Below are 19,246 nucleotides of genomic sequence, written 5' to 3' on the forward strand. Positions count from 1 at the left end.
AGTCAGCTTAAATTAAGCTGGCTTTCTTTATAAAAAATTTGGGGTGGTGGATTTATGAATATAGTAATTGGGAATGCTTGGCCGTACTCTAATAGTAAGCTTCATTTAGGAAGGATTGCAGTACTTTTACCTGGAGATGTTATAGCTAGATATCATAGAATGATGGGTGATAACGTAATTTTTATATCAGGAAGTGATGCACACGGAAGATTAGTTTTAGAAAAAGCATTAGAAGAGGGGCTTAGTCCAAAAGAAACTAATACAAAATATCACAAAGAATTTTCAAGGTGTTTTAAGGCTTTAAACTTTTCTTTTGATTTATTTACAAGTACGGAAACAGATTATCATAAAGAAAAAGTAAAAGAATTTATAAAAGAGCTTTACGATAAAGGATACATATACGAAAAAGTTGCTTTTGAAAGAGAAACAAATAAAGAAAGTAATCATTTATTTTTTAAGTTATCAAACTTTGAAAATGATATAAAGAGGATCTTTATAAAAAGGCAAATGTTTAGAGAAAATGCAGAAGAGATAACTAAAAGATATTTAGAAGAAGGACTTAGAGATAGGGCTGTTACTAAAGAAATAGACTGGGGAGTTGAAGTTCCGATAGATGGATTTAGTGATAAGAGGATTTTCGTTTGGATTGAGGCTGTTATGGGATATTTAACTGCAACTATGAAAGTTTTAGAAGATTCAGATGAAGATTTATATGATTACTGGGATGATGAAGATAGCAAAATTTACTTAGTTCACGGTAAAGATAATATACCTTTTCACACTATTATTTTCCCAGGGATTTTAGCTGCACTTGGAATTAAAAATCCTAATTTAAGCATAGTTTCTAGCAATCATTTAAAACTTGAAGGAAAGCCTTTTTCAGGGGTTAAGAACTGGGCTGTTTGGGTAGATTATATAACTTCTAAGTATAACGTTGATTCTATTAGATATTACTTACTTTTAAATGGACCTGAAGATTCAGATACTGATTTTAAGTGGAGAAATTTTATAAGCTTAAATAACTTTGATTTAGTTTCAGAACTTGATAATTTATATAAAGATACAATAAAATGTGTTAATTTAGATTCTTATAAAAGAACTTTATCAAAAGAAGATAAAAGTAAGATTTTGAAACTTTATTTTAGTATTGGAGAGAAGATTGAGGAAGGTTCTTTTAGAGCTTCTTTAAAAGAATTATTCTCCTATATTAAAGATAAAAATAAGAGTAGGGCTAAATCTATAGATGAATTAATAAATATAGCAAATATATTAGAAGTATTCTTGCCAGATACGGCTAAAAAGATAAAAGACACATTTAAAATAAAAGAAAGTGTTTGGAATATTATAAATAGTGTAGAAATAAAAGAAATATTAGATTATAAACCTTTATTTATACCTATAGATAGGAATAATGCTTCTTATGAATTTTCAAGATTAAAAGAAAAAAGAAAATAAAAAAAAACCTAGAATATCTGCAATAGGGGGACGAGATATTCTAGGAAACCAATCAATTAAGATGGTTATAAGGGGTAAATAATAATGCTTTAACTACTTTACAAGTATTATAATATACCTTTTATATGTCAGTTATGTGTCAAATAAGACAAAAATAAATTTAATATGCATCTAAATTTAAAATTTTAATTGTTTTTCTATCAAAATCAATTAAACCTTCATTTTTCATCTTTATAAGTTCCCTAGATAAAGATGGTCTTTGCACTCCTAAGCTATCTGCAAGTGCTTGTTTTGTCATATTTAAACTTATGGTATTTGAAGATTGTTTTTCTTTTTCTACGAGTATAAAGTCTATTAACATTTCTCTTAAAGATTTCAAAGAAACCTGCCTTATTTTTTTATTTAAAAGCTGTGCTTTATTAGAGAGTAAACCTAAAAAAGAAAGTGTAAAATCAAAGTTTGTTTTTAGTAAGTTTGAAACGTCTGATTTTTTTACACTTATAATAGTAGATTTAGATTTACTTATAACGTCAACGGGGTATATATTATTAGTTCCAAATAGCAAATTTTCACCAAACATATTTGAAGAATGTAAACTTGCAAGAGTTAATGTGTTTCCTGATGCATCATTTTGCTGAAGATCTATTTCACCAGATAATATTATGTTTAATTCTCTGCAAGGTGTTTCACATAAAAATAGTACTTCATCTTTATCGTAGTTTGAAATTTTTAAGGTGTTGTTTTTAAGTAGTTTTATAATTTCATCCTCATCAAAAGAATTGAATAAAAATGTAGATTTAAGTATTTTTATTATAGATTCATTTGTCAAAATAAATCACATCCTTTCTATTTATAAAATTGTCTGTCTTTGTATGTATTATATAAAATGTATTATAATAATTAAAGAATAAATAAAAGGATTGGAGAAATTGATATGGATTTTAAATATAGAATTTTTGATACACACGCTCATTATGACTCAGAAGATTATGATTTAGATAGAAAAGAAGTTTTTAAGGAATTACAGGAAAATGATGTAATAGGAATCCTTGATTGTGCTTCATCATACGAAAGTATTAAGGCTGTAGATGAATTAACAAAAGAAGAAGCTTTCATTTTTGGGGCACTTGGAATTCATCCTGAAAATGCAGATGAACTTACAAAAGAAAGATTAGGAGAAATAAAAAATAAGATACAAAACAACAAAAAAATACTAGCAGTTGGAGAAATCGGCTTAGATTATTACTGGGAAGAAAATCCAGATAGAGAAATTCAAAAAGATACTTTTAGAGCTATGATGAATTTAGCAAAAGAGTTAAACTTACCAGTTGTAATTCACGATAGAGATGCACACAAAGACACTTTAGAAATAATTAAAGAATTTCCGGAAGTTAAGGGGGTTGTGCATTGTTTTTCAGGAAGTGTAGAATTTGCAAAAGAATGTATTAAAGAAGGATACTATATCGGATTTACTGGAGTTGTTACTTTTAAAAATGCAAAGAAAATTTTAGAAGTAGCTAAAGAAATTCCTGTAGACAGAATTCTTGTTGAAACAGATGCACCATATATGGCACCAGTACCAAATAGAGGAAAAAGGAATATGTCTCACTATATAAAATCAATAATTGAAAAAATCGCGGAAATAAGAGAAATAGAGCCAAAAGAATTAAATATTATAGTAAACAAGAATTTTTCTGACTTGATGGGAATAGAAATATAAAGTAAAATAAAATGGTATTGATTGTAAAGTAAAACAGAATATGTAAACGGCTATAGAGAAGTGATTAAAATAAGTTTTTATTTGTTAAGGAGACTCTAAAAAAAGAACTGGAATAGTTGTATTTTCAATAAAAATCAGATTGAAAATTATGCACAGTGTTGCATTGGAAAAATTGCAGTTTTAATAAGCAAGAGCAGTCAAATTTGACAAAATGTCAGATGTTCTATATAATTCAAAATACGTTCTTGCCAAAGGAGGTAAAAAAATGGTAGAAAAATTAAAAGCGTTTTACGAAAAGAATTTTTCTAATAGTCCTAAGGCTAAATATTCTGTAATTGCTATTGCATGCGTAATAGTAGTTGCACTAGCGATAACATCAATGAGGAAGACTGTAACGGTTAGTATAGACGGAAAAGAAGAAGCATTTGTTACTTATAAAGGGACTGTTAAGGAAGCGTTGCAAGACAAAGGCATTCAATTGTCTGAGAAAGATAAGGTGCAACCTTCTCTAGAAGCCGGAGTAAAAGAAAATCAGTTAATTGCAGTTAAAAGAGCTGTACCAATAAGCGTTGAATTTGCAGGTAAGAAGGTAAAATTACTATCGGCAGAAGAGACTGTAGGAGATGCACTTTTAGCAGAATCTGAAACTCTTAAACAAAATGGAGTTGACTACAACAAAGAATTAGACGAGGTTAGTCCAAAAGTAGACGAGCCTGTAGCTAAAGATATGGATATAAAAGTTGTAGATGTAGAGGTAAAGAATCTTAAAGAGAAACAATCAATACCGTTTGAAACAGTAACGAAAAAAGATTCAGGGCTTGAGAGAGGAAAAACCGAAACTAAGACAGAGGGTAAAAACGGACAAAAAGAAGTGACATATGAGTTAGTATATAAAGATGGAAAAGTAGCATCTAAAAAAGAAGTTAGCTCAAAGGTAGTTGCAAAACCAGTTAATGCAATAGTATCACATGGAACTAAAAAACCATCTGTTTATATACCAAACAGAGGTAGTAATGTTGAATTTAAAAAGCATTTAGTAATGGAATCAACTGCATATAGCGGTGATGGAATTACTGCAACTGGAAGCGTACCTGTTTATAATCCAGGTGGAATCAGCACAATAGCGGTAGACCCAAGTGTAATACCTCTAGGAAGTTTAGTTTACGTAGAAGGCTACGGATATGCTAAAGCTGCAGACACTGGTGGAGTAATAAAAGGCAACATCATAGATGTTTTTTTATCATCAAGCGCAGCATGTTCATCTTGGGGTAGAAAATACGGTGTTGATGTTTACATCATATCATACCCAGGTGAATGGTAAATTACAAAAAGATAACAATTTTATAAAAAAGCTTCATGGCTTAAAAGTCATGAAGCTTTTTTGTTTTCTTTACTAATTTGACATAACCAATATATATAGGTAAATTATTTATATAAGTTTTATAAAGAATAAATAGATAAGCTAGATAGATACATATTTAACTTACACGAAAGGATGTATAACGTGATTAAAGAAGTTATTGTAGTAGAAGGAAGAGACGATATAGATGCTGTAAAAAAAGCAGTAGATGCAGAAATTATAGCAACTGGTGGTTTTGGAATAAATAAGAGAGTTATAGATAGAATTAAAGAGGCTCAAAAAAGAAAGGGAGTTATAGTTTTAACTGACCCTGATTTTGCAGGAGAAAAAATAAGAAGCATAATCTCAAAAAGAGTAAAAGGAATAAAACATGCATATATCGCTCAAGAGGACGGAATAAAGGGTGACGATATAGGTGTTGAAAATGCGACTCCAGAATTAATTTTAAGAGCCTTAAACGAAGCTAAGGTTACATTAGAAGAAAAAAATGAAGAGTATTCTATGGAAGATATGTTCTTCTTTAAGTTAACAGCTGATAGCAAAGCTAGAGAAAGAAGACTTAAATTAGGTAAAGAATTAGGGATAGGATACGGTAATGCAAAGCAAATGGTATCTAGATTAAATAACTACGGAATAAATAAAGATGAGTTTGTTGAAGCTATGAAAAAAGTAGAAAGTATATTAGGAGAGTAAGAGTATGGATATATATAATTACAGCACGTTAGAACTTGTTCACAAGTACGGATTTAGATTTACTAAAACATTAGGTCAAAACTTCTTAATAGATAATGCAGTTCCAAGAGATATAGCTGAAGGTGCAGACGTAAATGAAGAAGATTTAGTAATAGAAATAGGACCAGGGGTAGGTACTTTAACAGCGCAACTTCTTCAAAGAGCTAAAAAAGTTACAGTTATAGAAATTGATAGAACATTAATTCCTATATTAGAAGAAGAACTAGGTAATAACGAAAAACTAACTATCATAAATAAAGATGCCCTTAAGGTGGACTTTAATGAAATAATAGGTGAAGAAAAGAGCGTTAAGCTTGTTGCAAACCTTCCATATTACGTTACGACTCCAATAATGGCTAACCTTTTTAAAAGCGGAGTAAAATTTAAAAATATGACTGTAATGATCCAAAAAGAAGTTGCAGACAGAATGAATGCAGAACCTGGAACTAAAGATTACGGTTCAATATCATTATTAGTACAATACTACTGTGATACGCATATAGTTAGAAAAGTAGGTCCTAATTGCTTTATGCCTAGACCAAAGGTAGATTCTATAGTTATAAGATTAGATAGATTAGAAGAGCCTAGAGTTAAAGTTTTAGATGAAAAATTATTATTTGATGTAATAAGATCATCATTTAATATGAGAAGAAAAACTTTATGGAACGGTCTTAAAAACATAGGACTTTCAAAAGAAGATTTAGCACTTGCTTTTGAAAATGCAAATATAGATCCAAAAAGAAGGGGAGAAACCCTTAGTTTAGAAGAGTTTGGAGCCCTTACAAACGAGATATACAAATTAAAATAAAAAATTTGTTATCATAAATAATACCTTTAAGCATATACTGTATTGAATAAATATATGTGGAGGTATTAGGGACTTGGCACATAACAAATTATATAGAAATTTTATAATACTACAAGAAGATGAAAAATTACAATCACCTAATGGAAAAGTTCTATCAGGATATGCAAAGATAGAAGCTAAAGGAGATAAGTGTAAAGTTACATTCTATGCTCAAAACTTAAAAAAAGAAGATGAATATTCCATAGTACTTATTTGTAATAAAAAAGATATGAAAAAAATTGTAGATATGGGACCTATAAAAGTTAGTGATTCTGGAAAAGGTGAAGCCTTTAAAGAATACTATGTAGATAATATAGCTGGGTTAGAGTTCGGATACGAGAAAATATCCGGTGCTGGTATCTGCAAAAAAGGTTCTAGTAAAGCAGAATTTATGCTTTATGGTTTTATGAATGGGGAAAAACCTCAAGAAGGATGGAAGAGTTCAGAATTAATAAAATGTGATGATAAGAATGTAAATTCAAAACCTAAAGAATATTTAAAAGAAACTAAAAAAGAAACAAAGAAAAAAGAAGACGGATGCGGCTGCAAAGATCGAGATAATTTATCTAAAGAATTTGAAGATTACGAAAGAAGCATTGAAGAAGAAACTGTAGATCCTAATGATTTTAGAGTAAAAGGCGGAACTGGAGATTATTTTGAAGGTATAGCTAAGGGATTCTCAGAAGTTAAAGGATGCTTTAAAGAAATATCTTATTCTAAATGGTATAAGATACCTGTAAAAGATATAGAAGATATGTGTAATGCTAAAGAGGTTGATAAATACACAGTAGTCTATTATCCTATGCTTAACTATTATCCTTATATAATAAAGCATGGACATTTTATGATGGGTTATAAATGCGATAAAAAAGGTAATTTAAAATATTTAGTTTACGCAATACCTGGAAAGAAAGATAAATACGATCAACCTTATGTTGGTAAATCAGGTTTTGTAACTTGGGCTAAGTGCAAAGATGACGAAGAACACGGATATTGGTTAATGTTTTACGATTATAAGACTTCAAAGGTTGTAGTACCTTCTAAGTAAAGTCTAGAAATATTGCCATAAATATCTTAAAGTATTATAATTATAGATAATTAGGAGAAGCATGTTATGCTTCTCCTAATTACATATATAGGGGTTTTTGGAGGAGACATGAAGCTAGTTTTATTTCAAATTGGAAGTTTTAAAGTCTATAGCTATGGACTTATGATAGCTATAGGAATTATAGTTGCAGGATATTTATTTTTAAAAAGTGCAACTAAAAAAGGTTATAACGAAGATAAGTTATTTAATCTACTTATTACAGCAGTTATATCAGGAATCTTAGGTGGGAAACTGCTATTTATAATTGTTGAGTTTAAAAATATAATGAAAGACCCTGAAATATTGCTTGATTTTGGGAATGGTTTTGTTATATATGGGGCAATAATATTAGGTGTAGTAGGTGTTTACGTATACTCTAAGAAAAACAAATGGGATACTTTAGATATTTTAGATTCTGTAGTTCCTGGAGTTGCAATAGCACAAGGTTTTGGTAGGATAGGATGTTTTTTAGCGGGGTGCTGCTACGGAAGAGAAACAACTTCTCACTTTGGAGTTATTTTTCCAAGTGATTCACTAGCGCCAGCTGGAGTTAACCTTATACCAACTCAAATCTACAGTTCTATCTTTGATTTCTTATTAGGATTCTTTTTACTTTGGTATGCAAAAAAGGCAAAAGCAAAAGGAAAAGTAGTAGCTATGTATGTAATAATATATAGCATAGGAAGATTTCTTATTGAATTCTTAAGAAATGACCCTAGAGGGAATGTTATGATGTTATCAACATCACAATTTATAGCTATATTTACTTTAATAATAGGTATTTGTATCTATAACAAAGATAAGATAAAGAAGGAGAGAAAATAATCTATGAGAAAATCAAAAGTTATAATTGCCTTTTTGATGGTTATTCTTAGTTTCGGACTTATAGGATGCGCACCTGTTAATGACGCTCTTGTTAAAATGGGATTTAAGAATAATGACTTTGAGTTTATGAAAAACAACAAAGTAAATCAAATAGTAATACAAAACACTAGAGATATAGGTTTTAGATTTATAGTTACAGACCCTAAAGTTATAGAAGATATCTATAAAATATTATCAGACGGTAACCCTGAAACTGAAAAGAGTACTTTAGAACCGGATTACATATTCGAGATACAAACTGGAGATACAGTTAGAAAGTACGATTACGTAGTTGGAGACCCTGAGTCTGGTAAGGGTAACTTTTATGATAAAGATAAAGCTTACAGAGTTCCTAAAGATTTAGACCAAACTATATTAAATAACTTATCATTTATAAAAAAACCTAGAGATTTCTATAACATTTATTATGGAAGCATATTAAAAGTTGTAGAAGGAGTGAAGGGACAGCTTGATGGTCAAAAAATAGGAGTAGATATCTTAGGAGATATAGATTGCGTTAAATATCTATTCTCAGTAGATCTTGGAGATTTCCAAAAACAACTTCAAAAAGTAGTGCCTAGTGCAGAGGTACTAAACAGTAAATCTAATAAGAATGATTATGATGCTATTATAAGTGTTCAAAACAGAGGTTATAATAGTGATACATTTAAAACTATAATAACAGTTGATGATAAAAAGAAAAACATATACGAAAAGTATTATGTTTTAGGTAAATATGAATTTAAAAACTGGGATATAAAAGTTGGAGATGTGAATGAAAAACCAGAAGGTTGGTAAAATTAAGGAGGAAGCAAAAGATGAGTGATTGTTCAAGTTGTGCAAGTAAAGATAGTTGCGCGTCAAAAGGAATAGATATATGTCCATCAAAAAAGACTCCAAAATACGGTAAAATTAAAAACATAATAGGAGTAATAAGTGGTAAAGGTGGAGTTGGTAAATCAACTGTAACAGGTATACTTGGAACTATGCTTAGAAAAAGAGGATATAAAGTCGGTGTTTTAGATGCTGATATAACAGGTCCTTCTATGCCTAGATTTTATGGAATCAACAAAGAGAGAGCTAGTATTTTACCTGTTAATGATAAAGAGGTTAAATTTATACCAGTAGAAACTAAAAGTGGAATAAAGGTTATATCTATGAACCTTTTAACTAAAGTTGAAGAAGATCCAGTTATTTGGAGAGGACCTGTAATTACAGGAGTATTAAACCAAATGTTCTACGATACAGAGTGGGGAGAATTAGACTATCTATTAATAGATATGCCTCCAGGAACTGGAGATATTGCTCTTACAGTAATGCAAGAGTTTGGAGTAGATGAACTAGTTATAGTATCTACACCACAAGATATGGTTTCAATGATAGTTAAAAAAGTTGTAACTATGGGTGAAAAAATAGGAGTTAAAATAAGAGGCGTTGTAGAAAATATGTCTTACATCGAATGCAATGATTGCGGCAAAAAAATAAAGCTATTTAGTAATAAATCAGCAGAAGAACACGCTGAATATTTAGGAGTTCCTTTAATCGGAGAACTACCTATGAACCTAGAACTTACAGAAGCTTTAGAAAAAGGTGAGGCTGAAAGTTATGTATTAAATAACCCTCTTTATTCTTTAATATTTGAGGGCTTATATTAATAAATAAGACTTAAGAGGAGATGAGAATAATATGAAAGCAAATGTAGATCAAGATACATGTATAGGTTGTGGACTATGCACTTCTATCTGTCCTGCAGTTTTCGAGTTAAATGATGAAGGAAAATCACACTCTATAGTAGATGTGGTTCCATCAAACGAAGAAAGCAGTGCAAAAGAAGCAGAAGGAAGCTGTCCAGTAAATGCAATAACTGTAGACTAAAAGATAAAAGGTGAGTTCTAAAAAATTTAGAACTCACCTTTTGTTTTAAAAGAATCTCATTATAGGACTTATGTAGTCAGTAGTTCTAAAACTCCCAGAGTTTAAAACTTCTGATTCTGATAAAAACACAAAATCACCTATATTGCTAGTGCTGACTTTATATATAGGAATAGAAATAATTCTATTATCATCTAAAGCGACAAAAGCTTCTAAATCATTAGTATCTAAAATTTTTCCTCTCATAAAAAAAACCTCCTTTTGCAAATTATTTTTCACAAAATGGAGGTTTTATATTCAAAATGATTAATAAATATCTTTATATATTATTTTAAACACTTCTAATGCTTCTTCTATTTTAGGCTTTAATAATATTTTAATTCTTTCATATTCATCAAAACCACTAGGAGTTAAAGAATATGTTTTTCTAAACTTCTTTTCTGGGTCATCCCATTCTCCAACTACAAGATGTGCAGTTTCTAATTTTTTTAAGAGAGGATATATTCCTCCGGTGCTAGGATGCCATTTGCCTTTAGTTTTATCAGAGATGATGTTTGATATCTCGTTACCGCTAATTGGGCCTAAGCTTAAAATATGAAGCACATAAATAGGTAATAAACCTTTAGTAAATACTTGACCTGATGGTTTGGAGTTTGTATTTTGCTTTTTTTTAAGTGTTAGTAAGTTCTTTTTATACTCTTCGTATAGTCTTTTTTCTTCTGCTCTTATCTCTTTTTCACTTAAGAGATTTAAGTCATCCATAATATTAAACTAAACCTCTTGAATTATAACTCCAAGTAAACCAGGTCCTGTGTGAACTCCTAAAGCAGGGCCTACTGTTGCTTCATTAAGTTCTATTATATTTTTTAAATCTAAGCCTTTTATAGTTTGGTAGAATTTAGCACCATCTTCTTTAGCACCACCGTTTAAGACCCAAACTTTACATTGGCCTTTTGAAGCTGCTTCTTCTACTATTTTTTGAAGTCTTGAAATAGATTGTTTTCTTCCACGAACCTTAGCGTAAGTTTCGTATACTCCATCGTCACCAACGTGGATTATAGGTTTTAAGTTAAGTAGTTCTCCGATAGTTCCAGAAACTTTCCCTATTCTTCCACCTTTTTTAAGGTATTCAAGTGTATTTAAAGTAAAGTACCCTTCAGTTCTATTTCTTATTTCAGGAAGAGCTTCTATTATCTCTTCAAATGATTTTCCGGCTTTTATAAGTTTCGCTGCATCTAAAACTATTGCACCTTCTGCGATACTTAAAGTTTTACAATCATAAACGTATGATGTAAGGTTTGGATGATCTTCTAATAAAAGTCTTATTGAATTAGAAGTACCTGATAATTTAGAAGAGATATTTATAGCTAATACGTGAGTATAGCCTTCTTCTTCTATTTTGTTTAGTATTTTATCTATTGTTTCGTTACTAGGTAGAGATGTTTTAGGAACTTCTACTTCGATTTTTTCGTAAACATCATCTGCACTTATCTCGATTATATCTTCGTATTCACCACTGTTATAAATTATTTTTAATGGTGCAAGTTTTATGTTATTTTCTTTTAATTGTTCAAAAGTTAAGTCGCATGCACTGTCTGTAAGTAATGCTATTTTTTGCATAAAGCAATCTCCTCCTTATATAAAAAACTATATCACTATTGATAATGTTAACTATATCACTATTGATATAGTTTTACAATGGTATTTGTAAAAAATGGAATTAGAAAAATGGCTTTATTTTTGTGAGGTTACAAAAATAAAGCCATTTTTTAATAAATAGTTATAAATTTAAAACTTAATAGGTGCATTGTTGTCAATTATATTCCAAATTGTAGTTCCTGAAGGAATAGAAATTTCTTTTCCTTCTAAATCTAAAAGTTTAGTTTGACCGTACTCAGCATCTTTTTTCCATTTTATTTCTTTTACTTTTCCTTTAGAAAAAACATAACCTGTTCCGTTAGATATAAGGTCTACATCTAGATGACTACCATCGTTTTGAAGAGTTATATTTGTTTTTTGAACAATTACATTATCAAAAGCTAAAGGTTTTTTAGTTAATGCATCATAAGATAAAGTTCCATCCATATATTTTTCATACCTTCCGTCTTTGAATTTGTATGATGTACTATATAAATTATTACATTTTATATCTATAGTGTTAGAAGCTTTTAAGTTTTCATCATTAAAAGATGAATCATCATAATTTAAAAAATCTTTAGGCGCTGGATTAAAACTTTTATCTTTAAGTGCTTCTAATACTTTTTCGCTACTAGTATAAAGGTTATGAGGTGCGACTCTACTATTATCTCTATAGAAGTATTTAGAGTTATACATTTCGTTTATACTCATTGTGGCTGAGTCGTTAGATATTTTGCTTAAAGCTTCTTTAGAGCCTCCACAGTGAGCAAAGGGAAGTGAAAATTCATTTGCTAAAGTAACGAAATAAGGTCTAGCGCTTCTTATAGGTCCAATCTTTTCAGGATAATTTGAATGGAACACACAGATAAACCTTGGAATTCCACCTTCAGCTGAAGTTTCATATACTATATCTGCATAAGAAAGACCGCTTTGAGGTCTAGCGTTTTTAGAATTTTCAACTATTGCCATAAAAGGAGTTTTGGAATTTGGGTCTGATTGAGTTTTAATTCCAGTGTATTGGTAATTAAAAGCAGTAGCAGATGCGTTAGTAGTAGTATCATCTTCTTTTGATTTGTTAAATAAATTGCAAGAAATAAGTGAAAGAGATAATGCTGAAACAATTACAGTTAATAAAATATTTTTTTTCTTCATTTTGTACCTCCTAATATTTATATGTTAATATATATATTATCCACAATAAGGAAAAGATAACCAATAATTACTTAAAAAGTAATTTGTCAAGTCGTAGAAAAAGCATAAAAACTATCAAAAAAAAGAGATAATTCGATGTAATTAAAATTATATCAATTAATTAAAATAGTTTTTAATTGCACAAGAATTTCTTTTGAAGTATAATAGAAAAGTACGAAATCGGTACTATATATTGTGTAATGGGGGTCATTTGTATGCTATATGTTGTGAAAAGGGATGGTAGGGAAGTTGAATTCAATGCCGAAAAGATATCTGGCGCTATAAAAGGAGCGGCTAAAGAAATAGGAGTAACCCTTAAAACTAGTCAAATTTTAGACATGGTTCAAAAGGTTATTAATTATATAGAGAAGGACGATAGCTGTGATAATAGTTATGTAAGAAAAATCACGGTAGAGGAAGTTCAAAATCTAGTCGAGAGAGCTTTAAACAATACAGATTTATCAAATGTAGCTTCGGCTTATAGAAGTTATAGAATAGAAAGAACTAAAGTTAGAGAAATAAAATCTGACCTTATGAAAGCTATTAGCAAAATTGGTGTAGAAACGGATAGAGATAACGCCAATGTTGGTAATAACTTTAGTTCAAAGCTTTTAAGAATAGCATCGGAATCAAATAAATGGCATAATTTAGCAACTATGCCAAAAGGATTATCAAGAGGGCACGAAATAGGAGATGTATACTATCATGACTTAGATAGTTACAACCTAACAACTAACTGTCTACACATTCCAACAAAAGAATTATTAGAAAAAGGATTTAATACAGGATACGGAACAATAAATTCGCCAAGAAGAATAGAAACTGCAGCAGAGTTATCATGTATATTATTACAATCAACTCAAAATGATATGTTTGGGGGACAATCTCACCCAGACTTTGATAATGATATGGCAGTTTTCGTAGAGCCAACAAGACAAGAGATAAAAGAAGAACTTGAAGAGCTTGGAATAGAAGGCGAAAAATTAAAAGAATTAACTGAAAAGAAATTAAGAAAGAGAATCCACCAAGCAATGCAAGGTGTAGTTTATAACTTAAATACAATGCATTCAAGAGCAGGATCTCAAGTTCCATTTAGTTCAATAAACTTAGGTATTCCAACTACTAAAGATGCTGAACTAGTATGTGAAATATTCTTATTAGAGTATGAAAAAGGTTTAGGAAGAGGTGAACAACCTATATTCCCAAACATAATTTTTAGAGTTAAAGATGGTGTTAATAGAGAAGAAAATGATCCATACTACTATCTTTATAAATTAGCATGCAGAGTTGCAGCTAAGAGAATGAATCCTACATTTATGAATATAGATGCAGACTTTAATAAAAAGTGGTATGAAATAGGACACATGCCTGCAACTATGGGATGTAGAACATACCTTATGAGCAACGTAAATGGAGAACCTGGATGTAAGGGAAGAGGAAATATAGCTCCAACAACTATAAACCTACCTAGAATAGGTATACAAGCAAAAGGAGATATAAATAAATTCTTCGAATTATTCGATGAAAGATTAAATCTAGCAAGACGTTCATTAGAGCATAGATATGGTGTATTAAAGAACTTAAGAGTTAAGGATTTACCTTTTGTAGCAGGTCAACACTTAATGAAGGGTGCAGAAGGATTATCACCAGATGATTCAATCGAACCAATCCTAAAACAAGGAACTTGGGGAATTGGATTTATAGGGCTTAGCGAAACTTTAGTAGCTTTAGTAGGTGCACATCACGGAGAAAGCGAAGAAGCTAGAGAACTAGGAGTTAAGATAGTAACTCATTTAAGAGATTACTGTGATATGTTAACAAAAGAAACTAAGCTTAATTGGAGTGCGTACGCAACTCCAGCTGAAGGGTTATCAGGTAAGTTTATAAAGCAAGACCAAAAATTATATGGAGAAATCAAAGGTGTAACTGATAAGGAATACTACACAAATAGTTTCCACGTACCAGTAGGATGCCCTATTTCAATTAAGAAAAAAGTTGAAATAGAAGCGCCATACCATAACCTTTGTAATGGTGGTCACATAAGTTACTTAGAAGTAGAAGATTCACCAACTGGCGAAGATATTATGAATATAATAAACTTTGCATATAGAAATACTAACATAAGTTATGTCGGTGTAAACTTCCATATAAGATATTGTAAAAACTGTGGAACTTATCTTCAAAATCATGAATCTAGATGCACAAGCTGTGGAAGCACAGATATCCAAGGTGTATCAAGAGTTACTGGATACTTAAGTCTTGATGAAAGATTTGGACCTGGTAAATATCATGAAAGACAAGATAGAATAACTCACACAGGAACAAACATGAATCACTATCAAGAATGTTAAAATAATTATAAATCGCAAACACAATTTTTAAAATGTGTTTGCGATTTTTTTTGCGTTTGGGCACAAATGAATTATTTTATAAAAATCTTGCAAAATAATGTCTAAAATTAATTAAAATATAGTATTATTATTTAATAAATGAAACTTTAAATTAAAAACTTGCAATTATCGTTGTTGATAAAAGTATTTTATGTTAAAATTAAATGGTAAAAATATCTAAAATGGGGAAATTTTATTTTTATAGATATTAAAAGGGGGCTTAAATATGACTATTAAAAAGTTAGATGATGGTAAGCAAATTTTTATTGTAGATACCACCCTAAGAGATGGTGAACAAACAGCGGGAGTAGTATTTGCAAATGCAGAAAAGATAGCAATAGCAGAGATGCTATGTGAACTTGGTGTAGACCAACTTGAAGTTGGGATTCCTACTATGGGTGGAGACGAAAAGGAAGCTATAAAGCAAATAGTAAAAAGGAATCTTAACTGTAGCATAATGGCTTGGAATAGAGCTGTGATATCAGATATAAAAGAATCAATTGATTGTGGAGTGGATGCGGTTGCTATATCTATATCAGTTTCAGATATCCATATCAAGCATAAACTTAAGACGTCTAGAGAATGGGTTATAAACAATATGGTTAAAGCTGTTAGATTCGCTAAAGATAACGGGCTTTATGTATCAGTAAATGGGGAAGATGCATCTAGAGCTGATTTAGGATTTTTAGTGCAGTTTATAGAAGAAGCTAAAAAGGCAGGAGCAGATAGGTTTAGATACTGCGACACTGTTGGAATAAAGGAGCCTTTTAGCATCTACCAAGATATAAAATACTTAGTAGATAATACAAGCTTTGATATAGAGATGCACACTCACAATGATTTCGGCATGGCAACAGCTAATGCCTTAGCAGGTATAAGAGCAGGTGCAACCCATGTTGGAGTTACCGTTAATGGCTTAGGTGAAAGAGCTGGAAATGCTGCTTTAGAAGAGGTTATTATGTCATTTAAGCATGTGCTTAAATACGAAGTTGATGTAGATACTAAGATGTTTCGTGAAGTATCTGAATATGTATCAAGGGCATCAGGGAGAGCACTACCTAAATGGAAAGCTATAGTAGGAGATAATATGTTTGCTCACGAATCAGGGATTCATGCAGATGGGGCTCTTAAGAATCCTAAAAATTATGAAGCTTTTGACCCTGCAGATGTAGGTCTTGAAAGGCAAATAATTATAGGAAAGCATTCAGGCAAAGCTGCTATAATAAATAAATTTAATGAATATGATATAAATTTAGAAGATTATGAGGCAACTGATATATTAAAACTAGTTAGGTCTACGTCAGTAAGACTTAAAAGACAATTATTTGATAAAGAATTAGTTCAAATATATAGAGAATATGAAAATATAATAAGTAAGAAAGCAAGATAACATAAAATAAGGGGGCTTAATTTTGGGAGATAATTTAGTATATAAAATAATAAAAAATCATTTAGTTTCAGGAGAACTTAAAACTTCTGAACCTATAAGTATTAAGATAGATCAAACACTTACTCAAGACTCAACAGGAACTATGGCATACCTTCAATTAGAAGCTATGGGGATAGATAAAGTTAAAACTAAAAGATCTATAGCTTTTATAGATCACAATATGCTTCAACAAGGTTTTGAAAATGCAGATGACCACAAATTCATTCAAACAGTAGCTTCTAAGCATGGAGTATATTTTTCAAAGCCAGGTAACGGTATATGTCACCAAGTTTTTTTAGAAAGATTTTCAACTCCAGGAGAAACTTTAATAGGTTCAGATAGCCACACGCCTACAGCAGGTGGAGTAGGAATGCTAGCTATGGGAGCTGGAGGTCTAGATGTAGCTCTTTCTATGGCAGGAGGAGCATATAATATAAACATGCCTAAAGTTTGCAAGATAGAACTAAAAGGCAAATTAAAAAGGATGGTTTCTGCAAAAGATATCATTTTAGAAGTTTTAAGAAAGTTTACTGTAAAAGGTGGAGTAGGAAAGGTTTTTGAATACGGAGGACCTGGAGTTTTAAGTTTGTCAGTTCCAGAGAGAGCAACTATTACAAATATGGGAGCTGAACTTGGTGCAACGACTTCTATTTTCCCAAGTGATGAAAGAACTTTAGAGTTTTTTAAAGCGCAAGAAAGAGAAGATGAATTTAGATTTTTAAAACCAGATAGTGATGCTTTTTATGATGAGATAGTAGAGATAGATTTAGAAAAATTAGAACCTCTAGCCGCTATGCCACATTCTCCAGATAATGTTTTAGAAGTTTCTAAAATAGGAAAAATTAAAGTCGACCAAGTTGCTATAGGAAGCTGTACAAATTCTTCTTATGAAGATTTAATGAAAGTAAGTAAGATATTAAAAGGAAAGAAAATTCAAGATGACGTAAGCCTTGTAATAGCACCTGGGTCTAGGCAAGTTATGGAGATGCTTTCTAGAAATGGAGCCTTAGGAGATATAATTAGTTCTGGTGCTAGGATTTTAGAAAACTCTTGTGGTCCTTGTATAGGGATGGGACAAGCGCCAGGTACAGATGGAATATCATTAAGAACCTTTAATAGGAATTTCTATGGAAGAAGTGGTACTCTTTCAGCAAAGATATTTTTAGTTAGCCCTGAGACAGCAGCAGTTTCAGCTATTACTGGATTTTTAACAGACCCTAGAGAGTTATCAGTTTCTTTAGATTTTGAAATGCCAGAAAAGTTTTTAGTAGATGATTCTATGATTATAAAGCCAGCTGTAGATAATAGAGAAGTTGAAGTTAAGAGGGGACCGAATATAAAACCATTCCCAGTAAATAAAGAGTTAGAAAAAGATTTAAGCGGTAAAGTTTTAATTAAAGTTGAAGATAATATAACAACAGACCATATAATGCCTTCAAACTCTAAGCTTCTACCATTTAGATCAAATATTCCTTATTTATCAGAGTTTTGCTTTAATACAGTTGATACAGAATTCCCGAAAAGAGCTAAGGAAAATGGTGGTGGAATAATAGTTGCAGGTTCAAATTACGGACAAGGTTCAAGTAGAGAACATGCAGCCCTTGCACCATTATATTTAGGAGTAAAAGCTGTAGTTGCAAAATCATTTGCAAGGATTCATAAAGCTAACTTAATTAATAATGGGATTATACCTGTAGAATTTGAAGATGAAACGGTTTATGAATCTATAGATTTATTAGATGACATTAGAGCTTATGATATTAAGGATGAATTAGAAAAAGGTGAAATAACATTTAAAAATATAACTAAAGGAAATGAATTTAAAGCTAAAGTTGATTTAACTTTAAAAGAAATAGAAGTTATATATGCTGGCGGAAGATTAAATTACGTAAAAGAAAATAATTAATAAAAAGCCTATCAATTTTAAAGTTGATAGGCTTTTTGTTATGGATTATAAATTGACACTTAAAGAGTAAGAGTGTTATGTTTTAGATAAATATAGATATATTTAAGGGGAGATTTTATGGAAAAAGGGGCAGGGTATTGCGGAGCAAAACTGACTCCGTTTGAGGAAAGAGAATTAGAGGATAAAAACATTTTAATAAAGGTATTTAGGCCTTTCTTTTTAATAGATGCTGTAGGGACAGAAGAGTGGCTTAGTGAAATGGAAGTTAGGGGACTTAATTTATATAAAGTAAATTTAGGAATGTTTTATTTTATAAAGGGTAAGCCTCGTATAATGAAGTATTTAGTATTAAATAGAAGTGTTATAGATGATGAGACTTGGACCGTGTATTATAGAAGAGGGTTATTATTTGAAAGAATTATTCTTGGAAAAGACTTAAAGAACAGTTTTGAATATTTGTCTGAGATAGAGGGACAAATAAAAAAAGAATCATTAAAAACTTTTATAATATATCTTATCTCTTTAATGGTTTTTATTTACTTAGATTATAGTTTATTAAAAAGCGATTCAAATCTATTTAAGCTGTTAGTTTTTATATGGTTAGGGTTAACTATTCTATCAGGAATTAATTACTTTAGGATAAGAAAGAAGTACAATAAATAATTAAATTTTTATGTTAAAAAGGTTAAATGATATATAAATGTATATAACCGACTAAATTAGTATGATATAATAATTTAAAATCAGGAGGAGCA

Annotated in this window: 19 protein-coding genes; 14 read left to right on the forward strand and 5 right to left on the reverse strand. The window is 30.5% G+C overall.

The annotated features are described in order from the left end of the window. Positions 1-54: 54 nt before the first annotated feature. Positions 55-1,455 carry a methionine--tRNA ligase gene (locus M4I33_RS08915; RefSeq protein ID WP_257916461.1) on the forward strand — a complete coding sequence of 467 codons (1,401 nt, stop codon included), beginning with the start codon at positions 55-57 and terminating at the stop codon, positions 1,453-1,455. 160 nt (positions 1,456-1,615) lie between these two features. Here the strand turns inward: M4I33_RS08915 and M4I33_RS08920 are convergent, their stop codons facing one another. Then, complete coding sequence (locus M4I33_RS08920) at positions 1,616-2,284, reverse strand: Crp/Fnr family transcriptional regulator (protein WP_257916462.1); 669 nt, start codon at positions 2,282-2,284, stop codon at positions 1,616-1,618. Between the two features lie 105 nt (positions 2,285-2,389). Between M4I33_RS08920 and M4I33_RS08925 the strand changes: the two genes are divergently transcribed. The 9 genes from M4I33_RS08925 to M4I33_RS08965 all read left to right on the forward strand — a co-directional run bounded on the left by M4I33_RS08925 (position 2,390) and on the right by M4I33_RS08965 (position 9,940). Continuing rightward, positions 2,390-3,175, forward strand: a complete 786-nt coding sequence (locus M4I33_RS08925; RefSeq protein WP_257916463.1) for a TatD family hydrolase — start codon at positions 2,390-2,392, stop codon at positions 3,173-3,175. 265 nt (positions 3,176-3,440) lie between these two features. Then, positions 3,441-4,496: a G5 and 3D domain-containing protein gene (locus M4I33_RS08930; protein WP_257916464.1), complete on the forward strand. Its 1,056-nt coding sequence runs from the start codon at positions 3,441-3,443 to the stop codon at positions 4,494-4,496. 183 nt (positions 4,497-4,679) lie between these two features. After that, positions 4,680-5,228, forward strand: a complete 549-nt coding sequence (rnmV, locus tag M4I33_RS08935) for a ribonuclease M5 (protein WP_257916465.1) — start codon at positions 4,680-4,682, stop codon at positions 5,226-5,228. A gap of 4 nt (positions 5,229-5,232) precedes the next feature. Further along, positions 5,233-6,075, forward strand: a complete 843-nt coding sequence (gene rsmA, locus M4I33_RS08940) for a 16S rRNA (adenine(1518)-N(6)/adenine(1519)-N(6))-dimethyltransferase RsmA (RefSeq protein WP_257916466.1) — start codon at positions 5,233-5,235, stop codon at positions 6,073-6,075. A gap of 73 nt (positions 6,076-6,148) precedes the next feature. After that, positions 6,149-7,162 (forward strand): hypothetical protein, encoded by a 1,014-nt coding sequence (locus M4I33_RS08945; protein ID WP_257916467.1) that lies wholly within the window; start codon positions 6,149-6,151, stop codon positions 7,160-7,162. 108 nt (positions 7,163-7,270) lie between these two features. After that, a complete protein-coding gene (locus tag M4I33_RS08950) occupies positions 7,271-8,026 on the forward strand; it encodes a prolipoprotein diacylglyceryl transferase (protein WP_257916468.1) in 756 nt (251 codons plus the stop codon). Between the two features lie 3 nt (positions 8,027-8,029). Then, entirely contained in the window at positions 8,030-8,863 is an 834-nt protein-coding gene (locus M4I33_RS08955) for a hypothetical protein (RefSeq protein WP_257916469.1), read from the forward strand. Between the two features lie 20 nt (positions 8,864-8,883). Beyond that, positions 8,884-9,720, forward strand: coding sequence for an Mrp/NBP35 family ATP-binding protein (locus tag M4I33_RS08960; protein ID WP_257916470.1), 837 nt, complete (start codon positions 8,884-8,886; stop codon positions 9,718-9,720). Between the two features lie 31 nt (positions 9,721-9,751). Next, on the forward strand, positions 9,752-9,940 hold the full coding sequence (locus M4I33_RS08965; protein ID WP_257916471.1) for a ferredoxin: 189 nt from the start codon (positions 9,752-9,754) through the stop codon (positions 9,938-9,940). A gap of 45 nt (positions 9,941-9,985) precedes the next feature. On the opposite strand, the gene M4I33_RS08970 is transcribed toward M4I33_RS08965, so the two are convergent. The 4 genes from M4I33_RS08970 to M4I33_RS08985 all read right to left on the reverse strand — a co-directional run bounded on the left by M4I33_RS08970 (position 9,986) and on the right by M4I33_RS08985 (position 12,727). Next, positions 9,986-10,183 (reverse strand): hypothetical protein, encoded by a 198-nt coding sequence (locus M4I33_RS08970; RefSeq protein ID WP_257916472.1) that lies wholly within the window; start codon positions 10,181-10,183, stop codon positions 9,986-9,988. A 60-nt stretch (positions 10,184-10,243) separates the two neighbouring features. Then, positions 10,244-10,699 (reverse strand): PadR family transcriptional regulator, encoded by a 456-nt coding sequence (locus M4I33_RS08975; RefSeq protein ID WP_257916473.1) that lies wholly within the window; start codon positions 10,697-10,699, stop codon positions 10,244-10,246. 9 nt (positions 10,700-10,708) lie between these two features. Next, entirely contained in the window at positions 10,709-11,557 is an 849-nt protein-coding gene (locus M4I33_RS08980; protein ID WP_257916474.1) for a DegV family protein, read from the reverse strand. Positions 11,558-11,725: 168 nt separating this feature from the next. Then, complete coding sequence (locus M4I33_RS08985) at positions 11,726-12,727, reverse strand: DUF3048 domain-containing protein (protein ID WP_257916475.1); 1,002 nt, start codon at positions 12,725-12,727, stop codon at positions 11,726-11,728. A gap of 254 nt (positions 12,728-12,981) precedes the next feature. On the opposite strand from M4I33_RS08985, the gene nrdD reads away from it, so the two are divergent. The 4 genes from nrdD (at position 12,982) to M4I33_RS09005 (ending at position 19,154) form a co-directional block, all read left to right on the forward strand. Then, complete coding sequence (nrdD, locus tag M4I33_RS08990; RefSeq protein WP_257916476.1) at positions 12,982-15,117, forward strand: anaerobic ribonucleoside-triphosphate reductase; 2,136 nt, start codon at positions 12,982-12,984, stop codon at positions 15,115-15,117. 265 nt (positions 15,118-15,382) lie between these two features. Continuing rightward, the gene (gene nifV / locus M4I33_RS08995) at positions 15,383-16,546 is read left to right on the forward strand and encodes a homocitrate synthase (RefSeq protein WP_257916477.1); all 1,164 of its coding nucleotides are present in this window, start codon (positions 15,383-15,385) and stop codon (positions 16,544-16,546) included. A 22-nt stretch (positions 16,547-16,568) separates the two neighbouring features. Next, positions 16,569-18,491 carry an aconitate hydratase gene (locus tag M4I33_RS09000; RefSeq protein WP_257916478.1) on the forward strand — a complete coding sequence of 641 codons (1,923 nt, stop codon included), beginning with the start codon at positions 16,569-16,571 and terminating at the stop codon, positions 18,489-18,491. Between the two features lie 117 nt (positions 18,492-18,608). After that, positions 18,609-19,154, forward strand: coding sequence for a DUF2812 domain-containing protein (locus M4I33_RS09005; protein WP_257916479.1), 546 nt, complete (start codon positions 18,609-18,611; stop codon positions 19,152-19,154). Positions 19,155-19,246: the final 92 nt, after the last annotated feature.

The organism is Clostridium sp. LY3-2 (assembly GCF_024705715.1).
GTDB lineage: Bacteria > Bacillota > Clostridia > Clostridiales > Clostridiaceae > Clostridium.